Annotated in this window: 10 protein-coding genes, 1 other RNA gene and 1 pseudogene; 7 read left to right on the top strand and 5 right to left on the bottom strand. The window is 61.8% G+C overall.

Annotated features, from left to right (window positions below; all coding sequences use genetic code 11):
* Nucleotides 1–2: 2 nt before the first annotated feature.
* Nucleotides 3–1,016 (bottom strand): YybH family protein, encoded by a 1,014-nt coding sequence (locus tag V5E97_RS21220; RefSeq protein WP_406693526.1) that lies wholly within the window; start codon nt 1,014–1,016, stop codon nt 3–5.
* 581 nt (nt 1,017–1,597) lie between these two features.
* On the opposite strand from V5E97_RS21220, the gene V5E97_RS21215 reads away from it, so the two are divergent.
* Complete coding sequence (locus V5E97_RS21215) at nt 1,598–4,765, top strand: proline dehydrogenase family protein (RefSeq protein WP_406693525.1); 3,168 nt, start codon at nt 1,598–1,600, stop codon at nt 4,763–4,765.
* Nucleotides 4,766–4,777: 12 nt separating this feature from the next.
* Here V5E97_RS21215 and V5E97_RS21210 read toward each other — a convergent pair.
* Together V5E97_RS21210 and V5E97_RS21205 are read right to left on the bottom strand one after the other, a co-directional pair.
* Nucleotides 4,778–4,840, bottom strand: a pseudogene (locus tag V5E97_RS21210) (hypothetical protein); the annotation flags it as partial.
* Nucleotides 4,841–5,022: 182 nt separating this feature from the next.
* Nucleotides 5,023–5,520, bottom strand: coding sequence for an aminoacyl-tRNA deacylase (locus V5E97_RS21205; RefSeq protein WP_406693524.1), 498 nt, complete (start codon nt 5,518–5,520; stop codon nt 5,023–5,025).
* A 203-nt stretch (nt 5,521–5,723) separates the two neighbouring features.
* On the opposite strand from V5E97_RS21205, the gene rnpB reads away from it, so the two are divergent.
* The 6 genes from rnpB (at nt 5,724) to dacB (ending at nt 12,877) form a co-directional block, all read left to right on the top strand.
* Nucleotides 5,724–6,170: RNase P RNA component class A (gene rnpB, locus V5E97_RS21200), an RNA gene on the top strand.
* A gap of 1,215 nt (nt 6,171–7,385) precedes the next feature.
* The gene (locus V5E97_RS21195; protein WP_406693523.1) at nt 7,386–7,937 is read left to right on the top strand and encodes a succinate dehydrogenase, cytochrome b556 subunit; all 552 of its coding nucleotides are present in this window, start codon (nt 7,386–7,388) and stop codon (nt 7,935–7,937) included.
* A gap of 48 nt (nt 7,938–7,985) precedes the next feature.
* On the top strand, nt 7,986–8,456 hold the full coding sequence (locus tag V5E97_RS21190; RefSeq protein ID WP_406693522.1) for a succinate dehydrogenase hydrophobic membrane anchor subunit: 471 nt from the start codon (nt 7,986–7,988) through the stop codon (nt 8,454–8,456).
* Nucleotides 8,457–8,521: 65 nt separating this feature from the next.
* Nucleotides 8,522–10,369 carry a succinate dehydrogenase flavoprotein subunit gene (gene sdhA / locus V5E97_RS21185; protein ID WP_406693521.1) on the top strand — a complete coding sequence of 616 codons (1,848 nt, stop codon included), beginning with the start codon at nt 8,522–8,524 and terminating at the stop codon, nt 10,367–10,369.
* Between the two features lie 40 nt (nt 10,370–10,409).
* On the top strand, nt 10,410–11,153 hold the full coding sequence (locus V5E97_RS21180) for a succinate dehydrogenase iron-sulfur subunit (protein WP_406693520.1): 744 nt from the start codon (nt 10,410–10,412) through the stop codon (nt 11,151–11,153).
* Nucleotides 11,154–11,251: 98 nt separating this feature from the next.
* The gene (gene dacB, locus V5E97_RS21175; protein WP_406693519.1) at nt 11,252–12,877 is read left to right on the top strand and encodes a D-alanyl-D-alanine carboxypeptidase/D-alanyl-D-alanine endopeptidase; all 1,626 of its coding nucleotides are present in this window, start codon (nt 11,252–11,254) and stop codon (nt 12,875–12,877) included.
* An 82-nt stretch (nt 12,878–12,959) separates the two neighbouring features.
* On the opposite strand, the gene V5E97_RS21170 is transcribed toward dacB, so the two are convergent.
* Both V5E97_RS21170 and V5E97_RS21165 read right to left on the bottom strand, forming a co-directional pair.
* Complete coding sequence (locus V5E97_RS21170; RefSeq protein ID WP_406693518.1) at nt 12,960–13,979, bottom strand: ankyrin repeat domain-containing protein; 1,020 nt, start codon at nt 13,977–13,979, stop codon at nt 12,960–12,962.
* Between the two features lie 1,233 nt (nt 13,980–15,212).
* Nucleotides 15,213–18,806 (bottom strand): mechanosensitive ion channel domain-containing protein, encoded by a 3,594-nt coding sequence (locus tag V5E97_RS21165; RefSeq protein ID WP_406693517.1) that lies wholly within the window; start codon nt 18,804–18,806, stop codon nt 15,213–15,215.
* Nucleotides 18,807–18,871 lie beyond the last annotated feature (65 nt).

Below are 18,871 nucleotides of genomic sequence, written 5' to 3'. Positions count from 1 at the left end.
CGTTATTTCTCAGATTTGCCAGCCTCTTCGGACTTGGGCTGAGGCTGAGACTGAGGCTGAGGCGGTTGGCGGACCATCACCACGTCGGCAATGTCGGGTGCGAGCTGGCCGCCGATGATCCGGTCGATCGAGCTGGTCTTCACAACGTCCTTGTTCAGTATGGTGTGGATCTGGGTCGCCGAGTTGGGCTGGCCGTCGTGGCGCGTGCCCTGCGCCTTGACGATCCACTGATTGTCGGCGGTCCGGGTCCAGAGCCCTTCGCCGTGCCCCCCCTCCGAGGAAAAGACCCAGGACTTGATCTGGGCGGTCTGCGGATCCCAGCCGATGAACATCGTGCCCGAGGAGGCCTTCTCGCCCTGGATCTCGATGCTGTACGTGCGGATCAGAAAGCTCTTGTTGTCGGTCCAGCGGATGCTTGAACTGATCTTGTCGTCGTCGCTCTCGTCAACCCAGTCGCCGATCATCCATTCAAGCTCCCTGAGCCGATCGTACGGGGTAATGTCCTCGGCGGGGGCCGCGTACTCGCGGAGTTCCGCGAATTGCCACTTTCCATCACGGTGAATGGCCAGAGCGCTAAAGCGGGTGAACTCGTTGGCGTCGCCGGTGCCCGTTGAGAGGCGAGACTGGCCCCCGACCCGTGCCACGTCGGCGGTGAGGAATTGGACCTCCCCGACGTTGCACTCGAGTTTGACCCCCGGAACGTTCTCAAACTCCGTGGCATACATCTCGCTGATTTCCGGTTGGCCGCGTGTCTCGGACCCGGCGGGGTCAACGATCACAGCGTCGGCGGTGAACAGTTCGGTCAGCGCATCAACGTCGGGAACGTTGAAGGCGTTGGCAAACGCCTGAACCTGTTCACGGATTGCAATTTCCTTCGAATCGGAGGCCGGAGTGGCAGCCGCGGCCGGCTTTGCGTCCGAGTCCGTGGGTTGGGCCTTCGGCGAGTCTCCAGAGGCCACAACCATTCCCGCGCAGGTCAGGGCCATCGCTCCTAGCCAGATCATGGGCGTTTTCATTGTGGGGCGCCTCGTCGAAAGTTGAACAGGAATCTTGGTTGACGTCGCCTCGCTGGCAACGCCAAATCGCGTGGACCGATCGAGATGAGAATAAGAATCGCGCTCAGCAGGCCGAGCTGAACCGAGAAACGTGGGAATCCTGAGAGCCCAGAGTTCCCTGCTTGGAACCCGTGTCACAGAGCAGAAGTCGAGGTGTTCCCGCAGGGGTTCCGAACTCGGAACGTGGCACCCTGCCGGCTGGGCTCGTCGACAATAAATCTTTGTTTTATTCACCGACTTGAGATCGATCTCAGTCTAACTTACCGCGTGTCGAGATCCATGGTCAACGTATCAGGAGCAGACACGGATATCAGCAAATTTCGACCCGCGGCCGAAAGAAACGAGCAGGTCGCTCCGCGTTCTCGCCCTCGTGGCTTCTCTTATTGATTTGCCCACGCCGTTCGCGAAATCCGGAAGGTTCGGTCATCGCTCCTGAGTGGCCCGTCCCAATTCTGTGATCCTTCTCGCACTGATCGCCGTAGAATAAGAGTGACGAGAGTCTTTCTGGGCTCGCTCACCTCCCTTCTCGGAGGGTTTCGAATATGGCCACGATCACTGCAAGTCGTGATGGAGCTTCGACCTCGATCGAACGCCGGGCTCGCGAAATCGGCCGTGAGCTGTTCGCCAAGGTCGGGGGGGGACCCAAGCCCTGGGAGCGCGGTTGGTGGGATGACCACATGATGGACCTGACCCTGGGCGATCCCTTGGTTAAGGTTCAACTCTTTCGGTTCATTGATGCCATGCCCGCGCTCGAGACCCCGGGAGCGATCCGGCGGCACCTGGCGGAATATTTGGGTGAGGCGGGAGATCGGGTCCCCTGGTGGCTTCGGCTGGCCGTTGCGCTGGCCCCGGCCGGGACCTTGAGAGAGCGTGCCCTGGCGGGTATCGCCCGGTTCGGGGCAACCCATATGGCGCACCGGTTTATTGCGGGCGCGACTCCCGATGAAGCTCTCAAAACGGTTCTTGCCTTGAGGCGGCAGCGGATCGCGTTCACGGCCGACCTTTTGGGGGAGGCCGTGATCAGCGAGCATGAGGCGGAACGTTATCAGCAGACCTGCCTCGAGTTAATTCGCGGGCTGTCTCAACCCTTGAACGCCGAACCAGAGATTTCTCAGATCGATCGTGACCACCTGGGGGCGATCCCCCGCGTGAACCTTTCCTTGAAACTGACGAGCCTGACGGCACGATTCGATGCGCTTTACGACCACTCGACGGTTCGCCGCGTGGCTCATCGGCTCCGTCCGATCTTGCGGACGGCTCGCGAGCTCGGCGCCTATGTTCACGTCGATATGGAACAGTACGCGCACAAGGATCTGACGCTCGCGATCTTCAAGTCGGTCCTCTCCGAGCCGGAGTTTCGCGATTGGTCGGATGTCGGTATCGTTATTCAAGCGTATCTGACCGAGACCGAGGCCGACCTGGGGGCTCTGCTCACGTGGGTCAAACAGCGGGGAACTCCCGTCACGGTCCGGCTTGTCAAGGGGGCCTATTGGGACTACGAGGTGGTCTTGGCCCGCCAGTTCGGCTGGCCGGTTCCGGTCTATCTTCATAAGTGGCAGACCGATGCCTGTTACGAGCGTTCCGCCCGCTTCCTGATGGAGCACCACGAACAACTGCGCCCGGCTCTGGGCAGCCACAACGTGCGGAGCCTGGCACTCGCGATGGCGGCGGCCGAGGCTTTCCGGGTGCCGGACGATTCTTACGAGATTCAGATGCTCCACGGCATGGGCGAGCCAATTCAGCGCGCCCTAGTGGCCGACGGCAAGCGGATTCGCGTCTACACGCCCTATGGGGCGATGCTCCCCGGCATGGCCTACCTGGTGCGGAGGCTGCTGGAAAACACGTCGAACGAGTCGTTCCTCAAGGCCAGCTTCGCCGACCATGCTCAGGTCGAGGAGCTCTTGCGAGATCCCGAGGAGGTCGGAGCCATGTGGGGTCGCAACCAACCTTCCAAGCCGAAGCCCGGATCGCTGACCCTCAATTCGGCCGCAGCAGCGTTGCCGCCGTTCCAGAACGAGCCGCCGACCGACTTCACTCGACCTGAGGCCCGCGCCGCGATGAGTGAAGCGCTCCGCGTCGTACGCGGTCAGTTCGGTCGGGTTTACCCGCTCGTTTTGAATGGGCACGAGGTCGCCACCGGGACTGAGTTTACCTCGACAGACCCTGGAGAGACCGCGACGGTCGTCGGCCGGTTCGCTCAGGCTCATCCCCAGGACGCTCGCGAAGCGATCTCGATTGCTCGGGAGCGATTCGCGACGTGGTCGGCCACTCCCGCCGCGGACCGGGCCGCAGTCCTTCTCAAAGCGGCCGCGCTCATGCGGGCGAAGCGCTCGGAACTCTCGGCCTGGGAAGTTTATGAGTGTGGCAAACCCTGGCGTGAGGCCGATGGGGATGTCGCCGAGGCGATCGATTTCTGTGAATTCTATGCCCGAGAGATGATCAGGTTGGCCGAAGGGCGGCACCGCGACGTACCGGGCGAGACCAACGCCATCGAACGAATCGCACGCGGGGTTGCAGCGGTGATACCTCCTTGGAATTTCCCTTTGGCGATTCCCACTGGGATGACGGTCGCTGCCCTGGTGGCAGGGAATACGGTGGTGCTTAAGCCGAGCGAGCGCTCACCGAGGATCGCGCTGTTGCTGGCCGAAATGCTTCGCGAGGCCGGCTTGCCCGAGGGAGTGCTCACCGTCTTGCCCGGTTTTGGCGACGTCGGCAAAGCGCTCGTGGACGACCCCCGGGTGAATCTGATTGCTTTCACTGGGTCACGTGACGTTGGCCTCGAAATCAACCGCAAGGCGGCCGAGCCGGCTCCCGGGCAGAACCACGTCAAACGAGTCATCGCCGAGATGGGGGGCAAGAATGCCATTATCGTCGACGACGACTCCGACCTTGATGAGGCGGTCGTCGGCGTCTTGCAGAGCGCCTTTGGCTATGCGGGGCAGAAGTGCTCGGCCTGCTCACGCGTGATCGTTCTCGACGGCGTTTACGATGCCTTCGTCGGTCGGCTCGTCGACGCGGCCCGTGCCTTACCGGTGGGGCCCGCCGATAACCCGGATACGGCGGTTGGCCCTGTGATCGACGCCAAGGCCCGCGAGCGGATCGAAGGATATAAGATGATCGCCGAGGCGGAGGGGGACATCGTCCTGTCGGTCGATGTTGGTCCGCTTGCCGCGCGAGGCAATTATGTCGGTCCGCTGATCGTCGCCGGGGTTCGCCCTGACGCCAGAATCGCCCAGGAGGAGGTGTTTGGGCCCGTACTCGCCATCCTACGAGCCGGCGACCTCAATGAAGCGATTCGGATCGCTAACGGCACGGTCTATGCCCTAACCGGCGGGATCTATTCGCGCAGCCCGGCGAACATCGACCGCGTCAAACGCGAGTTCCGGGTAGGCAACCTCTACGTGAACCGGCCGATCACCGGCGCTCTTGTCGATCGCCAGCCGTTCGGCGGTTTTCAACTCTCGGGTATCGGCACCAAGGCCGGCGGGACCGACTACCTGCTCGAGTTCCTCCTGACCCGCACCATCACGGAGAATACGATGAGGCGTGGGTTCGCCCCGAGTCTGACGGAGCCGCGACCGAGCAGGCGAACGAGGCGGCTCTTGGCGTCTGAACATCAATTCAAGGGTGTGAAGAGGCCTGGGAACGGCATCGACCTCTCCGCGCGGACCTACATGCCAGATTCTGATGGACCCGTCCGGACTGAATGACGCCAGCGTGGACCCGTCGGGCAAGTACGCCACGGCGTCCACGCACTGGCGATGCCCGTCGAGGACGAGCGGCATCGGACCGGTCACCGGAGCATCGAGGTAAAACTTCGCGTTAGCACATACGGCGGTACGTCCGAGATCAGGGAGTCGGTCCCTTTTGATGCTGCTACGCCGCGTCTACGTGTCAGCATTCCCGTCGGCCACGTTGCCACGGTGATCTCCGGATCCGAGAAGCGACCGAAGCCCTTGGGCGTATCTCACCCGGCTTTACGATGTGAATTACGACGTTGTCGCGGGCTCGTCGCCAGCGCAAATCGGGTCCGAATTGGGGTTTCGATCGCCTCGTAGTCGCGATACCGCATCCGAACCCCCTCGTGTCGGGAGTTTCCCACGAACACGATCTCGGAACCGCCCGACAAGCTGGCGTCGACGAGGGTCGTCAGGCCGTATAACCGGCCAAACGGCGGCAACGCCCCTCGTTCGCAGTCCTCAAAGACCCGTTCCACCTCGTCTTCAGTCGCAATCCGCAAGGATTGACCCTGGAGAGCTTGTCCCAGCCTCTCCATATCAATCCGTGTGGTCGCCGGGAGGACCGCCAAGACATAAGCCCCGCCGGTACTGACCAATACCCCTTTGGCAACGAAGCGGCCGGAGACATGGACGGTCTGAGCCAGCTTGGATGACGAAGGGGCTGGTGGGTGGAGCAATGTCTCGAACCAAACGTGGCGGCTCTGGAGATAGTCGCGGATACACATGGTGCGTCCCTCTAAGGTTGGGAGGACATCCCTAGTATAAAGCACATAGTTAAAATGGGAAATCTAGACTAGGAAAATTGAATAGAGAAGCTTTGGGTGTCAACTGTGTCGGGTGGGGCTGAAGTTTTGAGGGCGAATTTGTGAGCGGTTGAAGAATTTTGGTGGAGGCGGGGCGTCGGCGGGGTATGATGAGTGATGGGTTCGTGACGGACTGGATGATCGCCACGGCGCTTGGCTTGATGGAAACATCAAGCCGAGGGCATGCCGTAGAGGAAAGTCCGGACTCCGTAGGGCGCGGTGGTGGGTAACGCCCACCGCCCGATTGATCTCGGGAAGGGAAAGTGCCACAGAAAACAGACCGCCACGGCGAACTTCGGTTCACCGGGGTAAGGGTGAAACGGTGAGGTAAGAGCTCACCAGCAGGTCGGGTGACCGGCTTGGCTTGGCAAACCCCACTGGGAGCAAGACCAAATAAGGGAGCAACGTCGTCGGACTGACCGCAAGGAAAGAATGGCGACGGCGGATTTGCCCGATCCGGATGACTTCCGGGTAGGTCGCTAGAGGCGCCGGGTAACCGGTGTCCCAGAGAAATGATCATCCGGGGACGCTCGCGTTCCCGACAGAATCCGGCTTACAGGTTCGTCACGACCCCTCCTTTCCTCCTCCTGCCCGAGTCGGCTTTACGGATCTTTGAATTCGGTAGATCGGGTTGCAATCGCGAATGGCAAAGCGCCATTTGCGGGGATCTTGCGCATCAAGAACACTCGATATTGGTCCTAAATCGTCCCTGCGATTCCCGAGATATTCCCTTGTCTCACGGACTACCTCCTGCTATGATGGATGCATCGGGTCAAGAACTCAGTGCCTCCGAACTTCGCCTTTCGCCGGGCGGGGAGGAGCAGGATATGGATACGGAAATCGTTGTCACGGGTGCCATCATCGATTCCTGGGTAGAACGCTCAGGCGCATCGCGGGATGCGTCGCGATTGGTTTTGCAGGTCGCCCCGAGGGCGTCCCAAGGATCTTATGATTGTCGAGGCCGAAGCCTCGCTTGTGCCGGATCGGGGTTGGCTCGAAGACCTGGGCGAGAACCTTTGTCATGGTAGTCCGGTCGCCGCGGTGGGCCGCTTGACGCTCAGCGGTTTCTTCTCTGCCACGCAAATTCATCTCGCTCGTTGAGTTTCGCCACGCATCAACTTGGTCGATTCGGCTCGCCCGATCTCCGCCGGCTCAGGTTTCTCCTGAGTCTGTGTGATTCGTCGTTCGCGATTGAGGCATGATTCTGCGCCGGTTCCCAACCGAGGCGCGTGCCTGGGCCGCTGTGCCCGTCTCGCCAACGCTCTGTTGATTCAAGCAGATCGGGGTCGTTGGAGTCCACCTGGGCGAAAACGCCTGTTGGGTTGCCCACAGCCTCGAAGCGGGATGGCCTCGGAACCGCTTCGCGAGGGCTCTGGCTGATCTCCAAAGGGGCTGACTCCTGGAGTACGGAACCCTGGCGATCATTGGATTCCGATCGATTCAGAGCCGTCGCTCTGGCGCGAGAGCCGAGGCTGGAATCGGCTCGATTCGTTGAACGATTCGGAGTTCTGCGAAGGACGGGCAAAATAGATATAAACTCCCTTCCAGTCGTGAGATGGGGAAATGAATCCGCGACGTCATCGCGGTCTGATTTCGGAGTGCCCTCTTGACCCCACGTGCCGATACCTCTACAAAATCAGGAGGTTAAGCCGATTGAGGATCTCGGCTGACTCGGGCACCGTGGCTGAGGAGTCTTGCCCGACGACGTTGTCGATTGCGCCTGGGCTAGGCGAAGGGGCTTTTGAGCCCACTCTCATTGATCCGCCCTCCTCGGGATTCCGATTCCCATGTCACAGACATATGGAAGTCCGCGGTATTACCGTCGTGGACTCTGGTCGCGTACGATTGAGGGGCTTCGCTATGGGGGAGGCCTTGGCCAGTGGTCTTGGCTGCTCCATCGCGTGAGCGGGCTGGGTATTTTGCTTTACCTGGTCGCACACATTACCGACACCTTTTTTGTCGTCGTGAACCCAGCCTGGTATGACCATACCATGGAGCTTTATGGGGGCACGATGTCGGGCCAGTACTACTGGCCAATCCGCTGGGCGTTCCGGCTGGGTGAATTGGGGCTGATCGCATGCGTCTTGTTCCATTCACTCAACGGCATACGCGTGGTGCTGTTGGATTTTTGGCCGAAAGGCGTACAGTACCAGCGGCAGCTTTTCTTGTTCGTGATGATTGCCTTCTGGGCGATCATGGTTCCGGTCTCCATCTGGGTTCTCCTGCCGTTGTTGAAGGCGCCGGAGTACGAAAGCCTACCGGAGCCGGAGTCGGTGAGCACGTCGGCGAAAATTGAGACGAGCCAAGTGTCGAGCCGGCCGTTGCATTCGATTGGGTAAGATCTCGTCGGCACGATTCGAGATCGAGCTTTTAAAGAGAAGGGGACCATGGTGGCAAGTTCGGGTCGGGGTCGGCGAGTCAAACCGAGCGGTGGATTCGAACTAGGCGCGTGGTATTTCATGCGGATCTCGGGCCTTACGCTGGTGTTGCTGGCGCTCGGTCACCTGTTCATCGTCCACATCCTCTTTAATGTTGAGACGATCAACTACGCCTTTGTTGCGGATCGCTGGACGAAACCCGGTAGCGGTTTCTTCTGGCGGCTCTGGGACCTGGCGATGGTCGTACTCGCTGTGATTCACGGCCTCAACGGTCTCCGCCAGGTCCTCGACGAGTACATCGTCCGACCTGGCCGGCGCGTGGTTGTTCATACGCTGATCTGGACTGTGGCTACGGTTCTGGTGGGTATCGGCAGCTACGCGATTCTCATGTTCGAGAAGGACCAAGAGTACATCAAGGCGCATCCCCGCAAGGGACAATCTCAGACGGTCACCGCTTCGGTCGCTCCCCGCGGCCGATGACGGCCGAGTGGCGTTCGGGCCTGACAACAAGGGCGGGGATCGATCGTCCTCGCACCAATAAGACCATGAATTATCACAGGTTCGACTGCATCATCGTGGGCGCCGGTGGCGCGGGTATGATGGCCGCATTGGAGTCGAGCAAACACGCCGGCACGGCCGTCGTGAGCAAGCTCTATCCGACGAGGTCGCACACCGGGGCCGCCCAGGGAGGGATCGCCGCGGCGCTCTCCAACCTGGAGGACGACTCGTGGGAGAACCACGCCTACGATACGATCAAGGGGGGAGACTTCCTCGTCGATCAGACCGCCGCCGAGATCCTCTGTCGCGAGGCGGTTGACTGCATCTACGACCTGGAGCACATGGGGCTCCCATTTGATCGCACGGCCGACGGCCGGATCTCCCAGCGCCGGTTTGGCGGGCACACCAAGCCGAACCCGATCTACGACCCCAAGGCACCGCCGGGCACCGAGGCCGCCAAGCCTCGGATCCCCGTGATGCGCGCCTGTCATGCCGCCGACCGCACCGGCCACATGATCCTCCAGACGCTCTACCAGCAGTGCATCAAACAAGGGGTGACCTTCTTTGATGAGTACCACATGCTGGACCTCATCATGGTGGACGGGGAGTGCCGTGGAATCGTGGCGATCGAGATCGCCACGGGAGAACTCCACACCTTCCATGCCAAGAGCGTGCTCCTGGCCACGGGCGGCTTCGGTCGGATGTTCCAGGTCTCGTCGAACGCCTTCGCCCTGACCGGCGACGGCCCGGCGGTCGCCTACCGTCATGGCCTGCCGCTTGAGGATATGGAGTTCTATCAGTTCCATCCCACCGGCATCTATCGGCTCGGGATCTTGCTGAGCGAGGCCTGCCGCGGCGACGGTGGCGTGATGTTCAACGGGAAGGGAGAACGCTTCATGGAAGTGTACGCTCCCAACCTGAAGGATCTCGCCAGCCGCGACGTCTGCTCACGCTCGATCTATCAGGAAGTCCGCGCGGGGCGAGGCGTCGGAGGCAAGGACTTCGTCTACCTCGACATCCGGGCCGAGACGATCAACAAGTACAAGACGAGTCCCACGGGCGCTGCGGTCGATAGCGCCTGGGTCGAGAAGCGGTTGCCCGACATCATCGACTTTGCGCGAACCTATCTCGGCGTCGATCCGATCAAGGAGCCGATGCCGATCCAGCCGACCGCGCACTACGCGATGGGAGGGATCCCGACCGATGTCCACGGCCAGGTCCTTCGCGACGCTGCCGGCACCGTCGTTCCCGGCCTCTTCTCCGCGGGCGAAAGCGCCTGCGTGAGCGTTCACGGCGGCAACCGGCTCGGCACGAACAGCCTCGTCGACCTCGTTGTCTTCGGCCGTCGCGCCGGTCGCGCCATGGCTCAGCACGCCTTGCATCGTCCGTTCGAGCCGCTGCCGTCCAACCCTCAGGCCCCCACGGCCGCGGCCGTCAAGGCGCTGCTGGCACGACCCCGTGGTGAACCCTGGGTGCGGATCCGCGACGAAATGCAGCGGGTCATGATGGACGACTGCGGCGTCTACCGAACCGCCGAAGGCTTGGAGCGTGCCCGCGATACGATCGCCGCACTCAAAGTCCGTTACGCCGCGGTCGGAGTCGCCGACAAGGGGTCGGTCTTCAACACGGGATTGCTCGAGGTCCTCGAGCTGGGCTGCCTGCTCGATCTGGCCGAAGCCACCGTGGCCTGCGCCCTGGCGCGGAAGGAGAGCCGAGGCGGGCACTCCCGCGAGGACTTCCCCGACCGCGATGATGCCAACTTCTTCAAGCACAGCCTCGTCTACTCGGCCGGCGCGAGCGAAACGCGCGTCGAGTACAAGGATGTGGATATCATTATGGTCGAGAAGGATGGCGAGATGGTGACCAAGTACCCGCTGGAAATTCGGAAATACTGATCGGGCGAGGTCTCGCGGACACGGATCAGAGGACAAAAACATGGTCGCCAACACAGAGTCTCGCTCTCTCACGGTCAAAATCAAGCGGTACAACCCGGAGTCCGACGCCCCGCCGCGCTGGGAGGAGTTCCGGGTCGCCGCTGATCCGATGGACCGCGTGCTCGACGTGCTCCAGAACGTCAAGTGGGAGCAAGACGAGACCCTCGGCCTGCGACGCTCGTGTGCTCACGGCGTCTGCGGATCCGATGCGATGCGGATCAACGGGATGAACGGTCTCGCCTGCAAGATCTTGGTCAAGAATCTGAAAGGCGACACGCTCACGGTCGAGCCGATCCTCGGACTCCCGGTCATCAAAGACCTGATCGTGGATATGAAGCCGTTCTTCGACCACTACAAGGCGGTCCTCCCGTTCCTGATGAATGACGACCCGGCCCCGACGACCGAGCGACTCCAGTCGCCCGAACAGCGGGCCCGGTTCGACGATTCGACCAAGTGCATCCTTTGCGCCTGTTGCACCACGGCATGCCCGCCGTTCTGGGGCAATCAGAACTATGTCGGCCCCGCCGCGATCGTCAACGCGCACCGGTTTATCTTCGACTCTCGCGACCAGGGGGCGGCGGAACGGTTGGAAATCCTCAATGACACCGAGGGGGTCTGGCGCTGCCGGACCGTCTTCAACTGCACCAGCGCCTGCCCGCGCGACATCAAGGTGACCCAGGCGATTCAAGAGGTCAAGCGTGCGATGTTGACCGGCAGCATTGATTTTGATGGATCCGCCGAATAAGGTCATTGCCTGATCGACGACGTCATTGTCGGCTGGCCGGCGCTCCCATTTTAATTTGTGTGAATCGACCCAACAGCTTTGTCTTGAGGAGCGTCGCCATGGCTGCTCGGCTCTCTCGCTGGTCATTCATCCTCGGTCTCGGGCTCGGTCTCGGGTCTGTAACGACGATGACGACGGCGGGCGAGCCGCTCGAGACACACGTCGAGGAAGTGCTCAAGGCGAAGGGCTTCGAGGGGGGGCATTGGGGCATCCTGGTCGTTGATGGGACGACCGGAAAGACGGTCTACGAGCATAATGCCGACCAGATGTTCTGCCCGGCGTCGGTCACCAAACTCTTCAGCACGGCGGCGGCCCTTAGCGACCTCGGGGCGGATTTCCGTTTCCAGACCCCGGTCGTCCGCCGCGGTGAGGTGAAGGATGGGGTCTTGCAAGGGGACCTGATCCTGGTGACTCGGGGCGACCTCTGCATGGGCGGACGAACCGGCCCCGAAGGCAAATTCCTGTTCCGCGATAACGACCACACCTACTCCGGTGGTCACTTCGACGGCGAGGTCGTCAGTTCCGACCCACTGGCCGCACTCGACCACCTGGCCCGTGCGGTCCAAGGCGCCGGGATCAAAGAGATCCGCGGTGACGTGCTGGTCGACGAGCGGTTCTTCGAGGCGACGTCGAGCACGGGGAGCGGGCCGTCTCGAGTCGGCCCGACCGTGATCAACGACAACGTGATCGACATCGTGGTCACCCCGGCGGGCTCGGCGGGCGAACCGGCGGAAGTCCGGCTGATCCCGGAAACCGCGTTCGCGTCGGCCGACCTCCAGGTGGAGACGGTCGAATCGGCCCAACCGCCCGAGCTGACGGTTCGCTCGGTGGGCCCACGCCAGTTCTCGGTCCGCGGCCAGTTACCGGCCGGTCACAAGCCGGTGGTCAAGATCTACGAGGTCGAGGAGCCGGCTGCGTTCGCCCGCACCCTCTTCATTGAGCGTTTGCGCCGACGTGGGGTGCAGGTTGCCGCCGCCGCGATCGGTGCGAATCATGCCGAGAAACTGCCAACGACGGCAGAGGTCGCCGCGCTCCCCAAGGTGGCAGAATACACCTCACCGCCGTTCCGCGAGTATCTCCGCGTGATCCTCAAGGTGAGCCACAACCTTCATGCCAGCACCCTCCCGCTGTTACTGGCGGCCAATCACGGCGAAAAGACGCTTGCCGAGGGGCTCCGCCGCGAGGGAGAGTTGCTCAAGAAGCTCGGAGTGCCGGTCGAGACCATCTCCTTCGGCGGAGGCGCTGGGGGGGATCGGGCCGATCTGGTCACCCCTCGAGCCACGGTCGCCTTGCTCCGCGCCATGGCCGCTCGCCCTGACTTTCCCGCCTACGACGCGGCCTTGCCCGTGCTCGGCCGCGATGGCACCCTGGCCAAAGCCGTCTCCGCCGAGAGCCCGGCACGGGGCCACGCCCGCGCCAAGACCGGTACCTTCTGGCTCGAAAACGGCCTGACCGGCCAGTCCGTCCTGACGAGCAAGGCGCTCGCCGGCTACATGGAGACCACCACGGGACGTCCTCTCGTGTTCGCGTTCTTCCTCAACGAGGTTCCCCTCGACGCGAAGGGCCCGCAAGTGTCCGAGGCGACCGCGAAGGCGGGCCGACTCCTCGGCTCGTTGTGCGAGGTCTTCTATCGCTCGGATGAGCCGAAAACTCCTCTACCCGCGCCTGCCGTCTCGGGTCCGTAATCCTCCATGGAAGTCCGGCCGCCAACGCTGTAGGTACTTGGAAACGGGCTCTGTCCTCGACGGGTACCGACGACCCGACTCATCAGGGACGGGGCTTTGCCGTTTTAAAGAGTTGAAGATAATCCTCCAACCCTTGCTTCGCCGCCAGGGCTGCGGGGGCTTCGATCTTGGAATTGGGCGGCACATAGTGGGGGTCGGCTCCAGCGCCGATGAGAATCTCAGCAATCTGCAGATAATGAGGGTCGGCCCCCGCGTGAACGAGGATCCGCAGGGGCGTCCAACCCTTGGCGTCGGGTAAGTTGGGATCAGCGCCCGCGGAGAGGAGCAAACGGGCCAGTTCCAAGCGGCGTTCCTCGGTCGGCTCGAATTCGAAGGTTCCCCCGATCAGATCGACTCCGTTCAATCTGGCTAAAGTGGTCAACGGCGTATTTCCCTTTTTCGGCCCGTCCTCTTCGTTGTGTGGAAAGTGCACGTTGACGGGGCAACCTCGCTCCAGCAGAAGTCGGGTCATTGCGATATCCCGTCGATAGATCGCAAAATGCAACTCGGTTCCTACCAGTGATCCCCCAGCGTTCAGCAACTCCAGCACAATCTCCGTTGCGGCAGGGTTCGGTCGTGGCTTGACGGCGTAAAACATCAGCGTGTGATGAAGTGCTGACTGATTTCGGTGTGTCATGACCGTAGGATCAGCCCCTGCCCGAAGCAGGCGTTTCACCGCCCACTGATCGAGGCGCTCCGCCGCGGCCATGAGCGGGGTATAGTCCGTTTCCCCAGCGCTCCTGGGCGCCTTCACGTTGACTTTGGCGCCCGCGTCGATCAATGCCTCGATGACTTGGTGGTTCTGGAATTCACATGCATCAATGATTGGTGCAATCCCTTTCCCCCGAGCGTTGATTTCCGTTCCATGCTGGATGAGATAAACGGCAAGCTCGGTCCAACCCTTTTCGATCGCGACAGGAAGTAAAGCGAGCTTATACCCGGAAACCAGAAAAGTCTCGTCTGGCTTCGCCGATCCGCTTTCAAGCAGTTGCAGAATCCCTCGCCAATCTTTCGCGTGGATCAAATCTTCGATCTGCCTCTCGATTTCGCTCTTGTCTGGCATGATTTCCCCTACCTGAGAGGACCGCAACGAACCGTATGCCGGTGAAGTACCCGATACAAACTGGATCGACAAGTCGGAAAATGAATGGTGTCCGCACGATGAGTCTGGGGACAGTCTGAGGACGTAGCGGGTTGACTTTCAACGCGCTGGTCAGGCGATCGGAGCCGCAAGAATTTGGATGATGCCAATGCCAACGGCTGATGTGAAGAATTGGCGGCATCCCTTTTTGAGTTCTTGGTGGTGGTCTTCAACACGGATTGAATGGCCGGGAAGTTCATCCACCCGTTACGCAACCAGACATGATTCCCCAAGTCCGCCGTCATTGATGGCGTCCGATACTGCCCCCGGCCGTCCTCGGAACGAAAAAAATATCATATATATGAATGTGGTGTTTTTGAATTCGGTGTCCTCACGCATGGACAAGTAAGAGTTCTACCGCAGGCTTGAGACCTTGCCTTATCGGGAATCTCTGACCATCGTGGATGGCCGAGGCATGGATCGACGTCGACATCCGTTCCAACTTGACCTACGGCCTATCCCGTATGGTCAACAAGGTTGGCTCGCTCTCGCATCGTGAGGATTACCTCGATCTGCTGGCGAGGTCCCTGAGCGAATCGCATCTCGTCCAGCTCTTCGTCGACATTCGGGATGGCTCGCACCGGTTCGAGGAGGAATGGCGGGAGGAATTCGAACTAACTTTTCCCAGTGTCGCCCCCTTCTTCCCGAGCCGTTCGTCTTTCCCAAGATCGATGTCTTCTTGGCCGGGGGGGAATTGCGTCGCCTGGGCCCGAGACGCCTGGGAAGTTGATAAGGCGAGGGAGTTCATCACGTCGGTCATGGCGCGCGACCTGGGGCAGGGGGGGCTGTCGCCATCCCGAGTGGCTGAAGCATCTCGACCAGTGTCTCAACCGCGAGCAGCTTGTGTGGCTCTTCACGGATCTGGGTTACAGAAAATCAAACGGGGCACGTGTTGATGCAGTCGCTGTTGGCGTGATTGGGGAGGTTCCTCTTAATCCGTGATCATCTCTGTCCGTGTGCCTCAGACATCAGGTGATGGGACATGGTCGAGATTTACGTTGAAGGCTTGGTTGGGACGCCTTCCTCGGACTTCTCGAGCCATGGCGCGGCCTCGGCCAGTGGTGCACCGGCCGAGGCACGTTGTGACCCCGAGAATCCCCTGGTTTCGTCCTCCGGATCAACACTCGCAAGCGTGGCGGGTTCGCGGCTAACTCGTCACTCGTCGACGCCTCGGTTACAGGCCTCGACGGCGGGTGGAGTCGGAGCCGGCGTCGAGAGTTTAGGGCTGGGAGGGGTTCGCGACGGCAAGTCGATCCGTGGGAATTCGATGGGGGACAGGGTGATCTGGCCCGATGGGTCGAAGTTCGAGTGGACGCGCAGTTCGTGGCGGGGCAGGGGGATCTCGATCTCCTCGGTCTTGAAGCGCCGCTGAATCTGGGCGAACAGGCGGTGGCGAACCCGGGCTCCGAGGCTCGGGTCGGGGACGTGCACGTGGAGCACGAAGTTCAAGGCAGAGTCGCTGAAATCCTCCATGAACGCGGCGGGGACCGGGTTCCGGAGAACGTCGGCGTCTTCGCGAGCGATGTTCAAGAGAAGCTCGGCGACACGGTCAGGATCGGTGCCGTGCGCGACCTTCATCCGGATCGAGACGCGGATGACCCGGTCCTTGAGGGTCCAGTTGACCAGGTCGCTGGTGATGAAGGCTCGGTTGGGAACGATAATGCTCAGGTTTTCGCCGTTGGTAATTGTCGTGGCGCGGATATTAATGAATTCCACCATGCCAGTCATCCCTGAGACCGTGACGGTATCACCGACGCGGATCGGCCGTTCCAGGAGGAGGATGATGCCACAAACGAAGTTCGAGACGATCTCCTGCAAGCCGAACCCAAGCCCGACACCCAGGGCCGCCAGCACCATCCCGATCTTTTCCATGCCGAGATGGATCGCCGAGAGGCCGGTCAGCACACCGACTCCCAGCACGAGGTAGCGGCAGAGGGTCACGACTGCGAATCGGACGCCGGGATCGTCGCGCATTCGCGGAAAGACGACGAGCGCGAACAGCGTGCTCAGGTGTTTCCAGAGTGCCAGGGTCACGACAAGGATCAAGACGAACTTGGCGAAGTCACCGACCTGAACCGGCGGCGTCGCGGAGTCGATATTCCAGAGTGGTTGCGACCCGATGAAGCGGAAGAGCGCCCAATCGACGTCCCAGATCCAGGCCGCCAGCACCAGCGCCAGGACCGGGATCAGATAGGATGTGATCTGGCGGAGCCGGTGCGCCAGATCGTCGGGCATGGTCGCGTCCTGGGGCGCCTCGATTCCAACCTGGGCGTTGCCCACCCGGATCCAACGCCAGGCGTGGTGGTCGATCGCGGTGAGGATCATCCGGTAGATGCAGAAGCAGATGCTGAGGACGACCAGTCCCTGACCGGCCCCGAGCGCCAGTCTTCGCGCGGAGTGGCTGTAGCCCGCTCCGTCGAGCACGATCACTCCGCCGATCGCGGCGAGCATCGACCAGCAGAGCGTGCGTCGTCGCTTGGTCAGCCAGCCGAGCCGAGTCGGGAATTGCAGGAGCCACTGCATCAGGGGCGAGCGACCACGGGCCAGCCGGAAGACGACGCCCAAAACGATCAGCTCGAACACCAGGCCGAGGAGCTGGCCGAGCGATCCGGACGAGACCGACCGCCCCTCTGGAGAGAGCCAACCTTGGGCGAGGAGCCATGATGGCAAGAGCAGGGGGACCCCCGCCAGCACCAATGCAAAGACGGCCGTGCAAAGCTGGCGGGTCACGTCCGCTGGCACTTTCAACGTGGTTTCGGCCCAGCCTTTGGGCCGGAGCATCCAGCGCACCAGCCCGGCGATAAACGCAGGGGGGGCCAGCATCGCCAAGCCGTGCGCGATCGGCACGGCCAGAGTCCGTGGCCAGGCGGCCTGCCGCGCAGTGTACGCCATCAAGCAAATGTAGCTCGGCAGGATCGCCGAGTAGACGATGCTGACGAGGAGTCCCCGCCACACGACCACCCCCGAACCGAAGCTCCGGGTTTCCCCCGACAACCGGAGGAGCCGTTTGCGAAGTCGGAGCAGCGGCAGGATCAGGATGAGGAGACCGAGGAGACCACTGAGGAACTCGACAGAGATCCGCCCCCAGAGACGCCGGTTGCCAGCATCGTGAGCCAGTCGGAGCAGCGACCTGCCCACGAGGAAGGTCTCGCGTTTTGCCTGGACGAGAGTGGCCAGTCCGACCGGCTCCTGGTCGCGCAACCAAAAGATATGGGTGCGGATGAAACCGTACTGGTCGTCGAGGGCGCGGAGTCGGCGGAGGACCTGGGTGTGCGTCTGCTCGGCCCGCCTGGCCAGCTTTTCGAGTACGGTCCGATTTCGGGCGAGCAGGAGCTCATGCTGCCGATCGAGCTCCGCGAAGAGTGCACGGGCTTCCTCCCAACGCGACCTGGGGAGTTGCTCGAGCAAGGTTTCGTGCTCGTACTCGTCGTTGCGACGGTCGTTGAACTGGTCGAGCTCCACGCTGGTCAAGGCGTTATCGTAATGGGTCGACCACCAGGCGGCTTGCTTCAAGTCGTGGCTTTCGATTTTCGCCCGTTGCGGGCCAATGCGGCGAAAATCGTTATTCAGACGCAAGGTGTCGAGCTGGCTGATGAGGTCATCGTCGAGCAGCCGCTTGATGTTCTCGAAGTCGGTGACGGCGCGATCGGCCAGGCTGGTTTGCTCTTCCAGCGAGGGGGACGAGCTCGAGGCGAGCGCCTTCTCGTACTTCAGGGCCTCGGCTTCGAGTTCCAGAAGGGCCGCCTTGGCGCGGCTCTCGAACCGTTCGAGCGGATCGACCGACTTCGCGGCGCGCACTTGTTCGGTGGCTGCTTCCCGCTTGAGTTGGCCCTCTTGGAGGTCGGTCAAAATCTTGAAGCGAGCCTGCATCAACTCGAGCGTCTTGGAGATTTTCCGGACCTGGGCGCCGCAGACCTGTTGATCGAGGACTTCGAGGTCGGTCAATTTGGACTGGAGCGTGATCTTGGCTTCCTGGGCTTGGAGCCGTTGGTTTTCGACCCGCGTTTCCCAGCCGATATTGACCAGACGCTCGGTGGCGAGCAAACGCTCATCCTCGGTCTTGGCGTCGGTCAGCTCGGCCTCGCGTTCTGCCAGGCGCGGAGGCAGGGCCGCCACCCGCTGCTGGATCGCGTCACGCTCGGAGAGCAGGGCCGTCAGGGGATGAGCCGACTTCCTGGACGCGTTCGATTGGAATTTGTCGAGTCTGGCTTGCCACTTCTTGAGGTCGCTCTTGGCGTTGGCGATGGCCTCGTTCATCTCCGAGAGGATCGCGTTGGAGGCAGACTTGTCGGCGAGCTTGCGAAAGACCGACGGGAGCAGGTCGTCGGGCTGTTCGACCAACTGCTTGAACTGAGTCGTGAGCCGCTCCAGGTCGGCCTTCCATTCGGCCGCCTGGCTCTCGGGGGTCTTCTTGGGGTTTTTCGCTTCGTTGAGTGCCTTGGTCGCCTCATCCTTGGCTGTCAGCAGGGTGATCCGATCCTCGAGCACGACCTTGAGCGCCTTGGTCGAGGAGGGGGCGTCTTTCTCGGAGAGTTTGCCCAGTTTGTCGAGTCGCTCCTTGGTCTCGATGAGGAGCTTTTCGGCCTCAGCTGACTCGGGATCCGGCTCGGCGGGGGGGGAATGAGGAGGGGTCGCCGCCGCGGCGGGAGGCCCAGGCGTGGTCGAAACCGGCTCGCCGCCTCGAATCGAGCAGGGAAACCAGAGTACGCCGCAGGCCACCGCCAGGCATCCTGCCCAGGTCGCACGCATCCTTGGCTCGCTTTCGGTATCGAGTCGGGAAGTTGGCCCCCTTGTTTTTCGAGGATCTGGTTCCT

The sequence above is a fragment of the Singulisphaera photorubra genome, assembly GCF_045290345.1.
Classification (GTDB): Bacteria; Planctomycetota; Planctomycetia; order Isosphaerales; family Isosphaeraceae; genus Singulisphaera.
Note: the sequence above shows the minus strand (reverse complement) of the source record. Positions and strands in the feature narration are given on the sequence as shown.